Annotated in this window: 17 protein-coding genes and 1 pseudogene; 2 read left to right on the forward strand and 16 right to left on the reverse strand. The window is 44.0% G+C overall.

Going from position 1 to position 18,757, the window contains the following annotated elements:
* Positions 1–251: 251 nt before the first annotated feature.
* From ACFORF_RS05445 to ACFORF_RS05490, 10 genes and pseudogenes are all read right to left on the reverse strand, one after another.
* Positions 252–1,594 (reverse strand): annotated as a pseudogene (locus ACFORF_RS05445) (IS3 family transposase).
* 88 nt (positions 1,595–1,682) lie between these two features.
* Positions 1,683–1,940: a DUF896 family protein gene (locus ACFORF_RS05450; protein WP_380426211.1), complete on the reverse strand. Its 258-nt coding sequence runs from the start codon at positions 1,938–1,940 to the stop codon at positions 1,683–1,685.
* A gap of 61 nt (positions 1,941–2,001) precedes the next feature.
* A complete protein-coding gene (locus tag ACFORF_RS05455) occupies positions 2,002–2,346 on the reverse strand; it encodes an aldo/keto reductase (RefSeq protein ID WP_380426212.1) in 345 nt (114 codons plus the stop codon).
* A 25-nt stretch (positions 2,347–2,371) separates the two neighbouring features.
* The gene (glyS, locus tag ACFORF_RS05460) at positions 2,372–4,411 is read right to left on the reverse strand and encodes a glycine--tRNA ligase subunit beta (RefSeq protein WP_380426214.1); all 2,040 of its coding nucleotides are present in this window, start codon (positions 4,409–4,411) and stop codon (positions 2,372–2,374) included.
* Positions 4,412–4,592: 181 nt separating this feature from the next.
* Positions 4,593–5,510 (reverse strand): glycine--tRNA ligase subunit alpha, encoded by a 918-nt coding sequence (gene glyQ, locus ACFORF_RS05465; protein ID WP_380426216.1) that lies wholly within the window; start codon positions 5,508–5,510, stop codon positions 4,593–4,595.
* Between the two features lie 194 nt (positions 5,511–5,704).
* Positions 5,705–6,466 carry an elongation factor Tu gene (locus ACFORF_RS05470; protein WP_380426218.1) on the reverse strand — a complete coding sequence of 254 codons (762 nt, stop codon included), beginning with the start codon at positions 6,464–6,466 and terminating at the stop codon, positions 5,705–5,707.
* Positions 6,467–6,721: 255 nt separating this feature from the next.
* Entirely contained in the window at positions 6,722–7,912 is a 1,191-nt protein-coding gene (locus ACFORF_RS05475) for a M20/M25/M40 family metallo-hydrolase (RefSeq protein WP_380426220.1), read from the reverse strand.
* A gap of 10 nt (positions 7,913–7,922) precedes the next feature.
* Positions 7,923–9,101 (reverse strand): hypothetical protein, encoded by a 1,179-nt coding sequence (locus ACFORF_RS05480; RefSeq protein ID WP_380426222.1) that lies wholly within the window; start codon positions 9,099–9,101, stop codon positions 7,923–7,925.
* A 407-nt stretch (positions 9,102–9,508) separates the two neighbouring features.
* Entirely contained in the window at positions 9,509–10,660 is a 1,152-nt protein-coding gene (gene nagA / locus ACFORF_RS05485; RefSeq protein WP_380426224.1) for an N-acetylglucosamine-6-phosphate deacetylase, read from the reverse strand.
* A gap of 149 nt (positions 10,661–10,809) precedes the next feature.
* Positions 10,810–12,441, reverse strand: coding sequence for a Na/Pi cotransporter family protein (locus tag ACFORF_RS05490; protein ID WP_380426225.1), 1,632 nt, complete (start codon positions 12,439–12,441; stop codon positions 10,810–10,812).
* Positions 12,442–12,588: 147 nt separating this feature from the next.
* On the opposite strand from ACFORF_RS05490, the gene ACFORF_RS05495 reads away from it, so the two are divergent.
* The gene (locus tag ACFORF_RS05495; RefSeq protein WP_380426227.1) at positions 12,589–12,945 is read left to right on the forward strand and encodes a DUF3397 family protein; all 357 of its coding nucleotides are present in this window, start codon (positions 12,589–12,591) and stop codon (positions 12,943–12,945) included.
* A 54-nt stretch (positions 12,946–12,999) separates the two neighbouring features.
* On the opposite strand, the gene gloA2 is transcribed toward ACFORF_RS05495, so the two are convergent.
* Complete coding sequence (gloA2, locus tag ACFORF_RS05500; protein WP_380426229.1) at positions 13,000–13,386, reverse strand: SMU1112c/YaeR family gloxylase I-like metalloprotein; 387 nt, start codon at positions 13,384–13,386, stop codon at positions 13,000–13,002.
* Entirely contained in the window at positions 13,386–15,830 is a 2,445-nt protein-coding gene (locus ACFORF_RS05505) for an FtsK/SpoIIIE family DNA translocase (RefSeq protein WP_380426231.1), read from the reverse strand. The genes gloA2 and ACFORF_RS05505 overlap by 1 nt, the downstream gene beginning before the upstream one ends.
* 257 nt (positions 15,831–16,087) lie before the next feature.
* Here ACFORF_RS05505 and ACFORF_RS05510 point away from each other — a divergent pair, with 257 nt between their 5' ends.
* Complete coding sequence (locus ACFORF_RS05510) at positions 16,088–16,864, forward strand: peptidylprolyl isomerase (RefSeq protein WP_380426233.1); 777 nt, start codon at positions 16,088–16,090, stop codon at positions 16,862–16,864.
* Between the two features lie 41 nt (positions 16,865–16,905).
* Here the strand turns inward: ACFORF_RS05510 and nusB are convergent, their stop codons facing one another.
* The 4 genes from nusB to ACFORF_RS05530 all read right to left on the reverse strand — a co-directional run.
* On the reverse strand, positions 16,906–17,367 hold the full coding sequence (gene nusB, locus ACFORF_RS05515) for a transcription antitermination factor NusB (RefSeq protein ID WP_380426235.1): 462 nt from the start codon (positions 17,365–17,367) through the stop codon (positions 16,906–16,908).
* Positions 17,360–17,749, reverse strand: a complete 390-nt coding sequence (locus ACFORF_RS05520) for an Asp23/Gls24 family envelope stress response protein (RefSeq protein WP_380426237.1) — start codon at positions 17,747–17,749, stop codon at positions 17,360–17,362. The genes nusB and ACFORF_RS05520 overlap by 8 nt, the downstream gene beginning before the upstream one ends.
* A 46-nt stretch (positions 17,750–17,795) precedes the next feature.
* Positions 17,796–18,356 carry an elongation factor P gene (gene efp / locus ACFORF_RS05525; protein ID WP_380426239.1) on the reverse strand — a complete coding sequence of 187 codons (561 nt, stop codon included), beginning with the start codon at positions 18,354–18,356 and terminating at the stop codon, positions 17,796–17,798.
* A 160-nt stretch (positions 18,357–18,516) separates the two neighbouring features.
* The coding region (locus ACFORF_RS05530) for a transposase (protein ID WP_380426241.1) at positions 18,517–18,757 on the reverse strand (241 nt) is incomplete at its 5' end.

An 18,757-nucleotide genomic window follows, 5' to 3' on the forward strand; every position in this document is an offset into this window, starting at 1 on the left:
CTTGGTTCGTCTTGTTCAGTTTTCAAAGGGCATCGTTGCCCACTCACGAGACAACTATATTAGTTTAGCAAATCATCAATTATTTGTCAACAAGTTTTTTTCAACTTTTTTTATTTTTTTAGTCGAGCTTCTCGTGGGCAAATTGATAGCTTTGTTACTATAACATACTCCTAACTTACTATGCAATCCTTTTGTTTGAAAAATAAAAAGCTCGAAGGGTGTACTGACCCCCAAAAGTTGGACAAGAAATATTATTGAAAGGATTTAATTCTGTATTGCACAGGACTAAGTCCTTTTAATTTTGTTTTGATTCGTTTGTTATTGTAGTAAAAAATATAATCGCTAATTGCTTGTTCCAGTTGTTCTAGTGATGTGAAGGTGTTCTCAAATCCATAAAACATCTCAGACTTGAGAATGCCAAAGAAGGATTCCATCATGCCATTATCAGGACTGTTCCCCTTACGAGACATCGAAGGACGAATCCCTTTAGATTCCAAAAAGTGATGATAAGACCAGTGTTGATATTGCCATCCTTGGTCGCTATGGAGAATAGTTCCCTCGTAACGGTTAGCTGGAAAGGCTTTTTCAAGCATGGTATGTACCTGTCTCAAGTTCGGTGAGCGAGATAAAGTAAAGTCAATAATTTCACCATTATAACCATCCATAACAGGGGATAGGTACACTTTTCCCTCCGTTAAAGCAAACTCCGTTACATCTGTATAGCACTTCTCATAAGGTTTAGCTCCTTCAAACTGACGTTGAATCAGGTTGTCAGCCTTCTTTCCTACCTCGCTCTTGTAAGAGGAATACTTGCGTTTCCGACGAATACGAGCAGCTAGTTTCATCTCTGTCATCAAACGTTGGACCTTCTTGTGGTTGACACAGAAGCCTCAATTGAGAAGTTCCAAGTGAATACGACGATAGCCATAGTTGCCCTTGTGTTCGTCATAAATGGCTTGGATTTCAGTCTTAAGTGCCAAATCCTTGTCTTCTTTTGCCAGTTGTTTGAGGTGGTCATAATAACTTGATCGCGCTAGATCTAAAATATCAAGTAATAGCGTTAGGGCAAACTCATCTTTTAGTTCTTGGATGACTCTTGTTGCTTTTTGAGTTTTGCCTCGTCCCGTAAGCGGTAATCTCTCAACTTTTTTAGCACGGCGTTCTCCGCTCTAAGGTATTCCAGTTCTTTTTGAAGACGTTCTAGCTCCGTCATTTCTTCCCAAGTTTTCGTTTTCTTTCGTCCCATCTTTGGCGGTCTCCCTCTTGATTTCTCAAGAATAGTATACCCGTTTTTCTTGTATTGCGCTATCCAGTTTGGAAGCAGCCCACGGTTCGGAAGAGCATACTCAAGAGAGACGGACAGTTGAGACTGACCTTCAAGAAGGACTTTATCCATGATTTCTTGTTTTAACTCGGGAGGATAATACGTATTTTTACCCTTTCGAACAATATCGACTCCATACCTATCCATAAGCTTTACCATATATTTGAGGTTGGAAATCTGAATATCGTAAGCTTGGCTAAGTTGGGACCACGTCAGCCCTTTATTTCTTAGCTCATAGAATTTTAATTTATCTTCGTAGCTCAATTTCATAAAAAAGCACCCCATTCGTTAGATTGTCTGTCTAACTTTTGGGGTGCGGTTCAGGGAAACCTATCTCTTCTGAGCTTTTTTACTTTGTTTAACTATTTGGATCATCCAGACTTCTACCATGCAAACCCTTTTCGCGTTGAGCCTGACGCAGTTTTTCTGGCGTCACATCATTGCCGTCTTCGTCGACAATTTTGATGCCTTCCACATGGGCACGAACACTTCTACGGTAGCCCTCGATGTATTCCTCACGGAGAAGGGCTTGTTCTGCCAATTCTTCCTCCGTTAAACCCACTTCTTTTTTCTTGCGGGCCAATTCATTGATGCGGTTAATTTTTGCTTGTTCCATAATACTGATGTTCAGAGCTTTCTCTATTTGTATAAAAGGTCGCTCGTGTTCAAAATCCTTTCTATCTGATGTTAATCATCCACCTTGTCAAAGGTCGCACTGGCAGTCTTCCTTGCAGGCCTTCTGCTGCGACTTGTTGGAAATGAATTTGGCTGTCTGAGATTTTCTCGATAATAAATTGCATGCCGTCTGTATCGGTCAAGACAATATTCTTGTCCTTGTCAGTTGACAGTTTAGCAGACTGAGCAAGGACACTTGACCCATCACGAATAGTCCAAACACCGTCCTCTTCTCCCAACTCATAAGTGACCTGCCACTCACTGCTTGTCCAGTATCCCTCCAGCCAGTCATAGCTGTCTTGGCTACTGCAAGCTACTAGGACGATACCAGCCAGTGCCAGCAACAAACTTCACAGCTTTCATGACCTGCTCCTATTTGGTGTTCAAGAGGTTAAATGCTGCGACCTTGCGGGCTTTGGCAGTCAGAACAGCCAAGAGAGCCAGTCGGTTGTTTTTCACTGCTTCGTCGTCAGCCATAACCATGGTGTTGTCAAAGAAGGCGTCAATGACTGGACTTAAAGCAAAGAGTTTGTCCAGGTTGCTTGCCATGTCACCTGTCAAGACTAGACCTTCAGCCGCTGCAAAGAGGGCTTTTTCCTGCTCGTTTTCAAACAAGTCTGCCGCCGCTGCGACGCCAGCTGGCGCTTTTTCTGCCAAGTTGAAGACACGGGCCAGGCTTTCCACCGCTTCCTTGTAGCCAGATTCTTGGGATTTTTGGAAAATAGCAGAGCTGGCAGCCAAGAGTTCCTTGACCACATGGGTGTCGCTAGCAAGCACCGCCTCACGGATGTCTTTTGGAATGCTGCTGTCCATCATTTTCTCAATACGGGCAGCGATAAAGGCCATAACTGCATCTTGGTTGTCATAAGTCAAGCTCTCAAAATGCAGGTCATAAAGACTAGCAATCAACTCATCCAGCGGAATGTTCCAACCAAACTTGTCCAAGATACGGACGATACCAGCGGTTGCCCGACGTAAAGCATAGGGGTCGTTTGAACCAGACGGAATCAGACCAACTGAGAAGAAGGACAGCATGGTGTCGAGCTTATCAGCCAGAGCCAAGACAGCTCCGACCTTGGTTTCTGGAAGCTCGCCCTCAGCAGAGTTTGGCAGGTAGTGTTCGCGAATGGCCGCTGCCACACCAGCTGTTTCACCAGCCAAGAGAGCGTATTTTTCACCCATGATTCCTTGGAGTTCATCAAACTCACCAACCATACCGGTCAAGAGGTCAAACTTGTAGATGCTGGCTGCACGAGCAAGGTCTGTCCGTTCTTGGTCAGACAGCTCTGCCATGGCCGCCAAATGCTCAGCAATGACTTTTGTACGGTCCATGTGGGCAGACAAGCTACCGATTTTTTCATGGAAGGTCACATGTTCCAGTTTCGCCACCAAGTCAGCGATAACCAATTTTTGATCTTCCCGCCAGAAGAACTCACCGTCTTCGAGACGAGCCACGAGAACTTTTTCGTTCCCTTTCACGACATTTTCGATGTGTTGGTCGTTTCCGTTTCGGACCGAGATAAAGTTTGGCAATAGCTTGCCAGCCTGGTCACGGACCACAAAGTAGCGCTGGTGATTTTTCATAGAAGTCACCAGAACTTCTTCTGGGACATCCAGGTACTTGGCGTCAAAGGACCCCATGAAGGCAGTTGGGTACTCGACCAGATTGAGGACTTCATTGAGCAAGTCCTCATCAATTTCCACTTGGACGTTTTGAGCCACTTCAATGGCCTTGATTTGGTCTACGATCAACTGCTGACGTTCTTTCGCATCTGCAATAACAAAGACCGAACGCAAGTCATCTTCGTAGCTATCTGCTGTTTGCAACTCTACATCGTGACCGAGGAAGCGATGGCCACGGCTGATACGACCTGACTGGATATCTAGGAAGTCCAATTCCAAGGCCTCATCGTCCACCAAAACTGTAAAGGTGTGGACAGGGCGGATGTAGGCAAAGCTGTTGCTGGCCCAGTGCATGCTAACAGGGAAAGTCATGGCTGCCAAAACTTCGGGAATGCCTGCCAAGACTTCTTTAGCTGGACGACCGGTCTCATTCTTGGTCACGTAGACATATTCTTCGCCTTTGATCTCTTCAAAGCGGATGTCAGCTGTTGTCAAGCCCTTACCACGGACAAATCCTTCTGCAGCCTTGGTAAAGTGACCGTCAGCGTCCAGGGCAATTTTCTTAGCAGGACCCTTGAAGTCTTCGCTCAAGTCTGTTTGTTGCTCCGCCAAGCCAAGCACACGTACCGCCAAACGACGGGGAGTTGAAAAGGTTTGGATACTGTCAAAGGCCAAACGGTTTTCGGTCAAAAAGGCTGCAACACGCTCACCCAACTGGCGTTCGCTCGGTGTTACAGTGTAGGCTGGGAGTTCTTCCAAGCCCAGTTCAATCAATACATTTTTCGTCATTGTTAACCTCAATTTTTCTTTTAAATAGCTTCTTAAAGTGGGAGGGACATCAGAAAACCTTCGGTTTCATGGCTAATTTGGAAGCCTTAGGTCTTCTAAATTCCCTGTGACCTCCCTGAAGTCACTCATCCCACGGCGAAGTTATTTGCGTTCACTCGCTTGCGCTCGTGTTTTTAGTCGTTTAATCTTCGTCTGCCGCAAGGAGCTCCGCACGCGTTGCTTCGTCCAAGAGTGGGTAGCCCAGCTTTTTACGTTCGGCAACGAAGGTTTTGGCAACTACACGGGCCAGGTTACGGATACGGGCGATGTAGCCTGCACGCTCTGTTACGGAAACTGCGCCACGGGCATCCAAGAGGTTAAAGGTGTGCGAACATTTGAGCACGTAGTCATAGGCTGGGTGAACCAGACCTTCTTCCAGAGCGCGTCCTGCTTCCGTTTCAAATTTTTCAAAGTTTTCAAGGAGCATGTCTTGGTTAGACACTTCAAAACTGTATTTTGAATGCTCATATTCTGGCTGCAGGAAGATTTCCCCGTACTTGACACCAGGCGCCCACTCGATGTCGTAAACGGAGTCCACTTCTTGGATGTAGGATGCCAAGCGTTCCAAACCGTAGGTCACTTCAGCAGTGACGGGTCCAGTTGCTAGACCACCGACTTGTTGAAAATAGGTAAACTGAGTGATTTCCATCCCGTCCAACCATACTTCCCAGCCCAGACCAGCTGAACCAGTCGATGGGTTTTCCCAGTTGTCCTCCACAAAGCGGATGTCGTGTTCCAAAGGATTGATCCCCAATTTTTCCAAAGACTGCAAGTAGAGTTCTTGGATATTGCTTGGGCTTGGTTTCATAACCACTTGAAATTGGTGGTGTTGGTAGAGACGGTTTGGGTTTTCCCCGTAACGACCATCTGCTGGACGACGAGAAGGCTCCACATAAGCTGCATTCCATGGCTCAGGACCGATGGCACGCAAGAAGGTATAGGGACTCATGGTCCCAGCCCCTTTTTCCGTGTCATAGGCCTGCATGAGCATACAACCCTGGTCGTTCCAGAATTGTTGCAAGGTTAAAATAATTTCTTGAAAGGTTAGTTTGTTTGACATAATTACTCCTTATTTATTGTAATTCTCATTTCTTGCGATGCTTTGCGAACAGAAACGATTTTTTTCTGTTTGCAAAACTAGTGGATTGTCTAGCTCAACCGCTCTAACGATGACCGTTAGTGGCTAGAGGTATCTGCCGACTAAGTCACTTTGACGAGGCGAAAGGTTAGTTTTTGTGACATATTGCCTTCCTTTTATAATGCCCTTGTTAATAATCCTTGGTCCATCAACCACGTTAAGAGTGGTATGGTAGTGTCCTGCTCTGCCCATTTTTGATAAGTAGCAAAGACAGCCTCAACCGAACCTAGGGTCTCCACCAACTGGTCAATGGTCAGAAAACTCCGCCAGTATTCATAAAAAATACTAGCCATATCGCCCTCATAAGTCGCCTGCCCAAAGTCATTCAGCGAATGCCAGCCTTTTTTGGCTTGAAAGAGTTGCACCAAGAGTTGGTTGGCTCTTTTCTCAGCAGCAAACTCCTCATCCGTCAGAAAATAGCGACGGCTGATGTACTCGACCATCCCTTCCTCAAACCAGATATAGGCGTCATAATTGGCAAAGTCATCCATAAATAGCTCCGACCAGTGAGCCAATTCATGACCAATCACCTGCAACAGATGATTATCAGAAAGTTTGGCATAATGCTGTCGCAAGACTTCCACCTCGGGTGACGGTGGATAATTCTCCAACTGAGCTAGATACACCTCTTTCCAGACAGATAGCTCTGGTGTCATGACCATACGGACATCGTTGGTATAAGCAGGAATGGGAATCTGATGAATCACCTCTGTCGCTCCTCGATGATTGGCCAAAACCATGACCTGAGGGAGTTCCTCAACCTGATAAGTGGTTTTCAAAAAGGTGATGTAATCAGCCAATCGTGATTGGTGAGTTTCAGCAAATTGCCGATAAATCGCCAATTCTTGAGCGGTATCAACGAAAAAACTGTTTTTCATGACACTCCTTTCTCCAAAACAAAAGAACCCCGTCCACACTCCTACACTTACGCATAGGGGCGTCGAAACGCGGTTCCACCCTAATTTATGACTTCATTGGTTCTTTAAAAGATACTGAAAGTGCCGAATCCTACCCTTCCTTGCCTGGCTCCCACTCTCCCAAACTCGCTGTAAAATCTAGATAAGACTTTCCTTCTTAGGGAGTATTATAGCAGAAATTTGCTTGAGTGTCTAATTTTTCTACTATAAATATCGTCAAAATCCTGACTGTTCGTTTACATTCAACTTTTCTTCCATCCTTAAAACCGTCATAGTGTTTAAAAACGTTCTGCTCGTTAAGGATACAACGGATGCTATTTCATACATGGTATGAGGGCCGGATCCCTTGGCTCCTAAGGCACAAACTGTTGGAATTCCCTCAGAAACCAGGATACCAGAATCCGAAGCCCCTCCAACTCGAATAGGTTTGACTTCCCCATAGCCAATCTCCCTTGCCGTTTCCTCGATATGCTGATATAGATCCATCACTTCTGTAGTCGTTTCCATGGCTTCAATGAGCATTCGAACAGAAAGTGTCGCTTGAACATCAGCTACTGTGTGGGTCTGAGTAATCTGCTCCAGTTCTGCCAAAATTTCATCCCTCATTTTAGGAGAATCAAAACGAATACCGATGCTGACCTTGGCAGTATCAGGGATGATATTTTCTCCTGTTCCACCTTCGCTCTTACCACAATTAAGCAATTTCCCACGAGCTAGGTCATTAAGCCCTTCGATAGCAATTATTTTATGGGCTAGTTCCAAAATGGCAGAGCGTCCCTTCTCTGGGTCGTGTCCAGAGTGAGCCGCGATACCCTTGACCTCAATGTCTACAATACCACCGCCCTTACGCCCCACAACCAGACCGTCATCCAGATACCCAGTTTCAAAATTAAGGGCATAGAGTCCATCCTTAGCCTCCTGACGGATAACATCTCCTGTATTAGAGAACATATGGAGATTTTCTTCATCAGACACAAGGATGAATTTAATAGGGCGTGTAGTATAACCCGCCTCGCGCAGTGCTAACAGGGTGAAAATCCCAATCACATCACCAGTTTTCATGTCAACAATTCCTGGGCCATGCATCATACCAGCTTCATCAATTCGAAAAGGATTTTGGGCCACAGTCCCCTTGGGAAATACAGTATCTGTATGCCCTATAAAGATGATTGGTGCTGCTGTACTCTCTGAATTAAGGGTCACTACTAGAACAGGATTCTCACTGGTCGTTTCTATCGTATAGTGTTCCAGTCCATGTTGGTCAAAGAATTCTACCAATACATCGTGAACTTGACGAATCCCTTGAGCATCCCTGGTTCCAGAATCAATATTAATCAATCGCTCAGTCAAAGCCAACATGGCTGGTTCTTGAGCATCGATAAAATGTTTAAGCTCTGCTATTTCCATAAAAACCCTCCTAGAACAAGTAATGAACTGCGATACCAGCAAGAATAACAGATGAAATCGTCACCGTCACAAGACCTGCCACTAGCATCTTAGGTAAGAGATAATTCTCGATAGCCTGGACCTCTTCCTTGGTCTGACCAACCGCTACTGAAACTTCTTGTGGCAAAAACATGGTCGTCGGAAATCCAAAGGTACAGGAAATCCCAAGAGCAATCGACAAGAGTGGACTGAGTTTAAACACCTTGCCTGCTAGATAACCGATGATAAAGATACCACCCACACCAAGGACCATGAAGGTCGCTAAGGGAGCAAGAACCTGAAGCACCTGTTGAGGTGTGGTCGCGGACAAGTTAGAGAAGATCACAATAGTCACCAAGAAATTAATCAAGACAGAAGATTGGGTTTTCTGCAAAATCCCCTTCTCCAAGAAGCCCAGAGAGAAAGCCAACACACCCATAATCAAGCAGACAACAAAATAGTGAAGGAGGCCATTCATGGCTAAGGCAATATAATGTGAGAGGGCCGCAACTAAAGCTAATTTAGCTAGGTAAACGGACGGTCTCTGAAGTTTATCAGGAAGACTGAGCAGGCCTTTTTTGGCACCTGCAGATACCGTTTTCTCTTTCACTTTTGAATAGAGCTCAAGATTTTTTGCGTCTTGTCTGAAAATCTGAGCCTCCTTTTTTAGAAGCATGGACGCAATCGGAATTCCAATGAATTTTTGTAAGATGAGAAGGGCCATACAGTAAGTAATGACGGCATCCATTCCATGCCCCTTAAGAGCTTCCGTCATAATTAAGGTAGCAGCATTACCACCTGCAAAAATAGGTGCCCCTGTAATGGCGTAGGCTTTCAGACCAAATAATTGACCACCCAGTAAGATTAAGGCACTTGACCCTACTACACCTAACAGAGAAATCACAACAACCTTCCATTGCGTTTTTAACTCTTGGAAGTCGAGGGTCGTTCCTAATGATGTAATCAACATGCCAGCAACAAGAAGGCCAAAATTACTCAGACCAGCATCTTCAAAAATAGATTTTGGTAAAATCCCCGTCCAAAATCCAAGCAAGAGGATAATGGCAACGGACAAAACAGTGGATAGAACCGCCTTGGTTTCCTGAGCGATTAATTCACTGATGGCAAAAATAGTGAGCAAAATAGCTAAAGCTACGATTCCTGGTAACATAAAAACTCCTTGTTAATGACTCAAATGGTAATCCTAAAACGACTCGGATTTCACTTCAGCATCAACAAGAAAGCCAAAAAAAGTACGGCAACTTCTACCGTACAACCTTATTAGTTAGTCAAACGGCATAGACACTTCAGTGAAACTCAAAAATGTGTCTATGCTCCATAACATACACACCATTCATCTACGCCAGTTTTGCCAGGTTGTTGAATGTAACACTTGCATGCTATGTCTCCTTTTCTTCATTGATATTTTGATATCATTCTACCATAACATTCAGAAAATGTAAGTGCTTTTTCAATAAAAGTTGCTTTTTCTTCAGAAAAATTCGTGTTTTACCATAAAACAGTTTAAAAAATCAAAACCTGCCCAGTTTTGGACAGGTTATGGGGAAACAAACTGAATTACTCAGCCTCAAAAACTTTAACTCCATCAATATAAGTCGCGGCTAAGCTAAGGTCTGGATTGAGGACGATAAAGTCTGCCTCGTAGCCCTTCTTGATTTGACCGCACTTGTCGTCAATTTTACAAGAAATTGCTGGGATGAGGCTGGCCATCCGAACAGCTTCTTCACGGTTAGCAATTCCCCAATCATGAACGTGTTTCATCCCTTGATAAAGCTTCAAGATAGAACCCGCCAAACTGGCTGGATTGTGCTCTAATCGAGCTGCCCCATCTTTAACAATAACAGGGAATTCTCCCAACATGTAATTGCCATCTGGCATGCCACCAGCCCGCATACAGTCTGTAATCAAGGCAATGTGGTCATGATTTTTCTGTTGAATAAGGATTTCACAGGCTTTTTGGCAAACATGATGCCCGTCTGCAATCAATTCGGCATAGGTGTGGGGGATATTGTACATGGCTCCGACCATGCCTGGTTCCCGGTGATTGAGCCCCCGCATGCCATTGTAGGCGTGAACCCAAACAGAGGCACCCGCTTGCACTGCTGCCCTTGCTTCATCGTAAGTCGCATTAGAATGTCCCATAGCTACGACGACACCCTGTTGGGTCACATAGTCGACGAACTCAGCGACTCCCTCGCGTTCAGGAGCTAGGGCAATCTTAGAAATCAATCCCTCAGCGGAGCTCTGCCATTTTTCAAACTCTTCAATACTTGGATTATTCATGTAGGCTGGGTTTTGTGCCCCCTTGAACTCTTCTGTGAAGTAAGGCCCTTCGAAATAAATTCCCCGAATCTTGGCGCCCGGGGCATCCTTAACCTGAGCAATCTTTTTACAAACACTATCCAATCGCTCTGAGGTTGAGGTCAAGGTCGTTGGTAGGTAAGAGGTTACCCCAGTTGATGGGAGTCCTGCACTCATGATTTCAATCGCTTCTGTACTATCGTCCATAACATCAGCCCCACCAAACCCATGAATGTGAGTGTCCACAAGCCCAGGGGCAATGCTGTAACCTGTATAATCTAAAACTTCAGCTCCAGCTGGAAGTTCAGCTAGCCAATCGCCAAATTTACCATCTACAATTTCTAGATAGCCACCCTTACGTTCTTCATAGGGGTAGAAGAAACTGTCCGCCTTAATTACTCTTGTCATCGTGTTACCTCCTTGTACTGCTAGACAAGCTAGTATTTTCTGACTTCATTATACTCCTTATATTAATTTTTGTAAACGGTCTATACCAATATTTTAGAAGAATATAATAAAAAAATCGAGAGTGGAAGTCCAGTCTCGATAGTTTGTATTTAAATCTGATGAGCCACAACTTTTTCAGCTAGGTTGATGGCATGGTCAGTAATCCGTGTGCTTGGTGTGATGAGGTCAATAAAGTTTACCCCCGCCACTGGTGAACAGATACCTTGGTTCATGCGGTCGATATGGGCCCGACGAATCCGTTTTTCCAGGCGCTTCACATCTCCATGACGGTCAATCAACTCCTGAGCCAAGACCTTATCATCATCTGCAACTGCCTTGATGGCATCGAGAAACATGCTGTGGGTAAGGGCATAAATTTCCTGAAGTTCATCCTTGGCTGTAGGGGTAAAGGTAATATCTTTATCATTGTCATGCTCCATCAAGGTAGCAAGATTGATGGCGTGGTCTGAAATCCGTTCCAAATCACGCGCTGAATCCAAAATCCCTGCCAAAACTTCATTTTCTTGCTCATTGAGGGGTTCATTGGAAAGGGCAATCAGGTATTGCGTTAATTCCTGGTCAAGCTTATTAACGACATCCTCATACTTTTGAACCTTTTCAACATACTTAGGCTCAGCTGTTCCAATATAGCTAAAGGCTGCTTCAAAAGACTGGGCTGCATAGGCCGCTAGGTTGACCAATTCTTTTTTAGCATTTCCAAGGGCAATAGCTGGCGCCTGCTTGAGGAGAATAGGATCCAGGTACATGGCTTCGTACTTGACAACCTCATCCTCACCAGGAATCATCTTAGTCACCAGGAGCGCAAGACCACCGATGAACGGGAAGAGGATAATCGTATTGACGAAGTTAAAGCTACCATGTGAGAAGGCAACCGACATCTCTGGTGTTAGATTAAGCGTCACATCCAGCCATTCCATAATGCGGGTATATGGAATGAGGAAAATCATAAAAATGACCGTTCCAATAACATTAAACATGACATGGGCTGCTGCAACACGCTTAGCTGCAATATTTGCACCTAAAGCTGCCAGAACAGCCGTAATACAGGTCCCGATATTTGACCCCAAAAGAATTGGAATCACACCTTGTAGCGACATCAAATCATTGGCATACAACCCCTGTAAAATCCCAATAATAGCCGCAGATGATTGAATCAACATGGTCAAACCAGTCCCGATAAAGACCCCTTGAATCGGTTTGTCACCTAGACTAGCAAGATAGGTCTGGAAAGCCTGAACTTCTTTTAAAGGTTCCATGGCATCACTCATCAAACTCAGCGAGAAGAAAATCCCACCAACCCCAAAAATGACACGACCAATATTGTTGAGTTTACGGTTTCTCGTAAAAAATAACAAGGCTGCACCGATGAAAATCATGGGCAGGGCATAGTCTCCCAACTTAAACCCAATCAGGAAAGATGTCACTGTTGTCCCGATATTGGCCCCCATGACAATTCCAATGGCCTGCCGTAGGGTCAAGAGCCCAGCTGAAACTAGACCAACCGTAATAACCGTTACTCCAGAACTAGACTGAATTAAGGCTGTCATAGCGATACCGACCAGAACTCCGAAAAAGGGATTACTGGTGTACTTGTCAATATAATAGCGGAGCTTATCACCCGCGGCCTGTTGGAGACCATCTCCCATATACTTGATACTAAAGAGAAAGAGCCCCAGCCCCCCAAAGAAGGTAAAGGCGATATCTTGCCAGTTGATAGACACTTATGTTTCCTCATGACTTTCTATTTTTACACTCTTATTTTATAGGATTTTTAGGAAATAAACAAGAGCTTTCAAAATGATGGATTTTTTCAGACTATTTTAGAGTTTGAAGTTTACTTTAATCTTAATTCGGGGTAAAATGGACATATGACTACATATCGAATTTTTGCAATTGTTCTCATCATATTAACACCTATCGTGGCTCAGATTTTAGTCTCTCTTTTGGGACTAAGACGTCGCTTTCGCACCAATATGGCCGATCTGGCTTTACCACTTTTCGCCTACGAAATTGTCTTAGTTTCTGGCAAATTTTTCACCCATAGTTTTCTCTTTCCTTACCTTATCGTCATGTCAATCCTGTCGATTATTATCATCCTTTTTTTACTCAAAAAAAGCAAGGTGTTTTCATTTAAACGCTGGCTCAAATTCTTCTGGCGAGCAGGTTTTCTTCTAACCTTTGCCTTTTATATCGGTACTGTTGTTGCTATCTTTCTTGTAAAATAGCAGAGCTGACACAAAAAAATCACACGAATTTTTTAATCGTGTGGTTTTTTAGTATTATTCATGAATTTCCAGAGGCAGGCCGTCTGGATCAAAGAAGAAGGCCATAGCCTTGCCATCAAAGTCATCGTAGCGGAGATCTTCGTGGCGAATTCCAAGCTCATCAAACCTTTCCAAGCAGGTGGCAACATCTTCAACTTTAAAGGCCAAGTGGCGCAGACCCGTGTGCTCTGGATTAGGCATGACAGGTCGCAAGGGAGCATCTGGCTTGATAAATATCTCAAGGACTGTATTTCCTTTTTGGACATTGAAAAGAATATCCTTTTTTTCTGGGCGGATGTGCTCGTCCAGCTGAGTGAAGCCTAGCTTGTCCACGTAAAATGTTCGTGTAGCTTCATAATCGCGACCGATAATGGCGATGTGGTGAATGGTTTCTCCTAACATTACGGTGTCTCCAATACTTTTCTTGGTTTAGTGCCTTCTGCTGGTCCAATGACACCAGCTTCCTCTAGTTCTTCCATGAGTCGTGTAGCTCGGTTAAAGCCAACAGACAGACGGCGCTGTAGCATTGAGGCGGAAGCTTTTTGAGTTTCAAGAACCAAAGCCTTAGCTTCTAGGAACAGTGGGTCTCCCTCATCCGCTCCGCCATTGCCAGAAAATCCAGAATCTGCCTCAGAAACCTCACCAGGGTCAAAGCTATTATCGTACTCGGCCTCGGCCTGGGTCTTGATAAAGTTGACAATCCGCTCCACGTCATCGTCAGAGATAAAGGACCCCTGAAGGCGGACAGGAGCCGACTCCCCAATCGGATGAAAGAGCATGTCTCCTCGTCCTAGAAGTTTCTCCGCCCCATTTTCACCCAGGATGGTTCGACTATCCGTTCCTGAAGCGACGGCAAAAGCAATCCGAGACGGCACATTGGCCTTGATCAAACCACTGATAACATCAACCGACGGCCGCTGGGTGGCTAGAATCATGTGAATACCGGCCGCTCGGGCCTTTTGTCCCAGCCGGATAATGGCATCTTCCACTTCCTTACTGGCCACCATCATGAGGTCAGCCAACTCGTCGACGATAACAACAATCAAAGGTAATGGAATTTGTTTCTGGTCAGACTTGCTATTGTAGTCTTCAACCTTGGCATTGTAGCCTTCGATATTACGGACCCCTACCTTACTAAAGAGTTCATAGCGATTTTCCATCTCATCTACGACCTTCTGCAGGGCCTTGCTGGCCTTGCGAGGATTAGTCACAACAGGAATCAACAAGTGAGGAATATCATTGTAGACAGAGAGTTCGACCATCTTAGGATCAATCATCATAAACTTAACTTGGTCAGGCTTGGCCTTCATCAAAATCGAAGAAATAATGCCGTTAACCGCAACGGATTTCCCGGAACCAGTAGATCCCGCCACTAATAAATGTGGCATCCGGGTCAAATCAAAGGAACGGGACTGTCCATTGACGGCCTTACCGAGCGGGATTTCCAAGAGTTTATCAGGACTGGTCTTGGACTGTTCCCAAAGTTCACGGAAGGAAACCGTCGCAATCTCAGAGTTGGGCACTTCAATACCAACCAGAGACTTTCCTGGAATTGGGGCTTCAATACGAACATCCTTGGCAGCCAAGGCCAGGGCCAAATCATCTGCCAGGTTAGAAATCCGGTTGACCCGGACACCGACAGCTGGCTTGACTTCGTACTTGGTTACTGACGGTCCGATTTCAGCGCGCTCCACCTTTACATCAATCCCAAAACTCTTGAAGGTATCTTCCAAGACTCGGATATTGTCTCGGACAATTAATTTTTCCTTGGATTGATTTTTAGGTTTATCTAGGGCAAAGAGATCGATGCTTGGAAGACGGTAGTGTTGGAAACGTTGAGGTTTAAAGTCAACTTCCACTACTTCATTGTCTTGATTGAACCCATCCTCTTGCTCTATGTCAAATGAATCTGTCTCTAACTCATCGTAATCTGTTTGTGGCTGTTGCGTCCACTCATCTTCAACCGTATCCAAATCAAACTCAATCTCATCTGAATATGTGCTAATGGGCTGGATTTGATCAGCAGCAGAGAAAATTTCTGTCTCACCACCTGCTACGATTTCTACGGGACTTGGAGAAGTCTGCTCTGCTATGATTTCAACATCATCTAAAATCTCACCGGTCTCATAATCAACCGATGCTTGAGTTAGACGTGCCGCTTCTTCTTCCTCAGCGCGTAAACGGGCCTCTTCCTCTAGCTGGAGACGGCGCTCTTCCTTCTTGACAAAGCGTTTTTCCTTACGAACCTGATGACCTGCATGCCACTTGGCCCAACTAGTTTTGACAAAGTCAGCGATATCATAGACATCCCAAGGAGTTATTAGAAAAACCCCTAGCAAGATTAAAAGTGTACTAATCAGATAGGCCCCAATATTGGTTAGCAGGAAGGCTATAGGCTTGTAAAGCAAGGCTCCCAGCATTCCTCCACCAGCAAAGTGGAGAACCTTAAATCCTGTTAAATCGCTCCATAAAAGCGCCCAGGTCGCTGAAAAGACATCCTTACCAGCAAAGCTAGACTGCCCAAAAAGGTAGGCATGCCAGGCCAATAATAAGCCGAGAAAGACAATAATCAGACCACTCAAAAGTCCCTCGTATTTTTGGTAAAGTTTATAACCAAAAAGGTAAAAAAGAAAACCGAAACTAGCCACATAGGTCAGACTCCCGAATCCCAAGCGAAGGACATTATAGACTGTTGTTCCAAAAATTCCCAGACGAATGAGACCTAAAAAAAGAACCAAACTAATGGCTACCAGCATTAGGGCACGTTTCATCTGATTTTGTTTATCAAGTGTTGCTTTAGTTGGACGGGATTGCCGCCCTTTTCTTTGTTGCGATTGTTTTGCCATGGTCCTATTATATCATGTTTTGAGAATTCCTGTTGAGATAGTCTTGAGAAAATCGCAGAGCCATCCTCAATCATCTTCACAAGTACCTTTGGTTTTAGAGCGACGTTAAACCAAGCATTACGACAGACTACAATGACTTTCCGATTTTTCTAGCAAAAATTCTACATTTCCAAACTCGTCTCACTCTAGCTTATAGGCAAAAACTAGAATTTTATGATAAAATAGTTCTATTATTTTATGTTAAAGAATGGAGTTCCATGAAACCTTATCTTATTTTAGGTCTGGCAAGTCTGACCTTACTAACAGCCTGCTCATCTACCTCAACTGAAAATTCAAATAGCACTACAACAACCACTCAAACAGAAACAACAACACAATCTGCGGAAATGAAGGCATTTTTGAATGCCGACGCATCGTCCTTTCCACAATTATCAACAGCAGTTGCTGACAATGAGGCTGAAGTTAAATTGGTAACCTCTAAAGGTGATATCACCATCAAACTATTTCCAGAAGAGGCTCCGTTAGCTGTTGAGAACTTTTTGACACACGCCAAGGAAGGCTACTACAACAACGTCAGCTTCCATCGCGTTATCAGCGATTTCATGATCCAATCTGGAGATCCAAAGGGAGATGGTACTGGTGGCGAGTCCATTTGGAATGGGAAAGACACTACCATCGACTCTGGTAATGGATTTAAAAACGAAACTAGCCCATACCTCTATAATATCCGTGGTGCTCTAGCTATGGCCAATGCTGGCGCTAATACCAATGGTAGTCAATTCTATATCGTCCAAAACCAGCAAGATTGGTCTAGCCAACTGGATTCAACATCTTACCCAGCCGCTATTATCAAGGCCTATAAGTCTGGTGGCTACCCTAGTTTAGACGGTTCCTACACAGTCTTTGGTCAAGTTATCGAAGGTATGGATATCGTAGATAGCATTGCTGCTGTCAAGACAGATAGTAATGATAAGCCAACTGAAGCAATTACGATTACATCTATTGAAATTATCAAAAATTACACCTTCAAATAATTAAAAAATCAGCTCTCAAAATTTAATTGAGAGCTGATTTTTTATACTTCGTCTGCCGTCTCATCTGATTTTTCAGCTGAGATAAATTGGGATAAGAGTCCATTGATGAATTTTGCTGATGTTTTATCGGAATAGCACTTAGCAATCTCAATAATCTCATTGAGGGCCACAAGCGGAGGTGTATCTTCATGATACTTAATCTCGTAGAGACCGAGTCGCAAGAGAGTCTTATCAACAAGAGTTAAACGCTCCAAGGTCCAACCCTTTTTCAGTTTTTCACTAATAAGGGCATCAAGCTCTGCCTTGTGGTCAGAAACTCCCTTGGTCAAAGTCAATAGAAAGGCCGGCACATCAACCGTCTCAGCATCTTCAACTTCTTTATCAAAAAGAAAAGCAAATTGAGTAGCCTCTAAAAACTCGTCCTGTCCTTGCTCCATGCTAAAGAGGGCTTGAAAGGCACGCTCTCGTAAATCACGACGACTTTGGTATCCCGTCTTAGTCATCCAAGAAATCCTCATCAAACAAGTGAGTCATGTCTGGCTTAGCTGACTTTTCTGTCGCGATGCCAACAACGTGTACATTAACATTGTCAACAACAACTTCTGCCATGTCATAAATAGCAGACTTAACAGCCTTTTGGATTTCGATAGAAACTGCAGGAACATTAACTCCATATTGGAGATAAAGGTAAATATCCGCTGTCAAAACTCCTTCGTCATCGGTTTGCAGATAAACACCTCGCCCCAAAGTTGACTTGCTAAAACTGTCCGCAACTTTTTGATTTTCGAGAGAATGAACCCCCTTAACCTTAGTCGCTGCAATCCCTGTGATGACTTCCAATACACGTGGTGAAATAACGATTTCACCAATAGCTTCATTTGCCATAATCTTGTCCTTTCTAGTCGTAATGACCTAGGTCAATATCCATAACTTAGGCTCGAGAAACGTAAGTTCCTTCCGCTGTGTTGATGACCAATTTTTGACCAGCTTCGATGAAGTCTGGAACGTTAACCACAAGACCTGTTTCCATAGTAGCTGGTTTACCAGAACCTGTTACAGTTGCACCCTTGATAGATGGTTGAGTTTCCGCAACAGTCAACTCAACAGTTGTAGGAACGGTTACACCGATTACTTCAGTACCGTAGAATTGGATTTTTACATCTGAGTTTTCCAGGATGTAGAGCAATTCTTCTTCTACGTTTGCAACTGGAATTTCATATTGGTCGTAAGTTTCATTGTTCATGAAATAGGCTGTGTCATCCATTTTGTAGAGGTATTGAGCTGGTACAGTTTCGATGATAGCTTGCTCAAATTTTTCATCTGGACGGTAAGTTGTATCAAAAGTTGCTCCTGTACGAACATCACGGAGCTTCATACGCATGATGGTATTACCCTTACCTGGTTTGTGGTGGCTTGCATCCAAAACCTTAATCAAACGACCTTCCGATGTTACAAAAGTCATGCCTGCACGCAATTTACTTGCTTCAATCATTATAATTTTACCTCTTTAATAAATATTATCACTTCATTTTAACACAAATAAGCCTATGACTCAAATGTTTATTTTCATCAATGAAAAACGCCTCCTAAACTATAAAAAAACAGAGTGGAATGTCAAGCCCCGTCTAAAATAGACAGTGTAAAAAAGAATATTAGTTAGTAAGGTATGACTCCCTGAATTCCATAGGGGTCATACCTTTTAATTTTTCTTGTGGTCTGTGGTGATTATACCAGTCAATGTATTCCCTGATTTGATGGACGAGGGTTTCTTTATTCTCAGGTGGAAATAGTCCCAAGGACTCACTCTTCAAGTGAGAAAAGAAATTCTCACATACTGCATTATCATAACAATTTCCCTTGCCAGAATGAGATATGGTCACACCATACTGATCT

This window comes from Streptococcus caprae, assembly GCF_042649745.1.
In the GTDB taxonomy this organism is placed as follows: Bacteria; Bacillota; Bacilli; order Lactobacillales; family Streptococcaceae; genus Streptococcus; species Streptococcus caprae.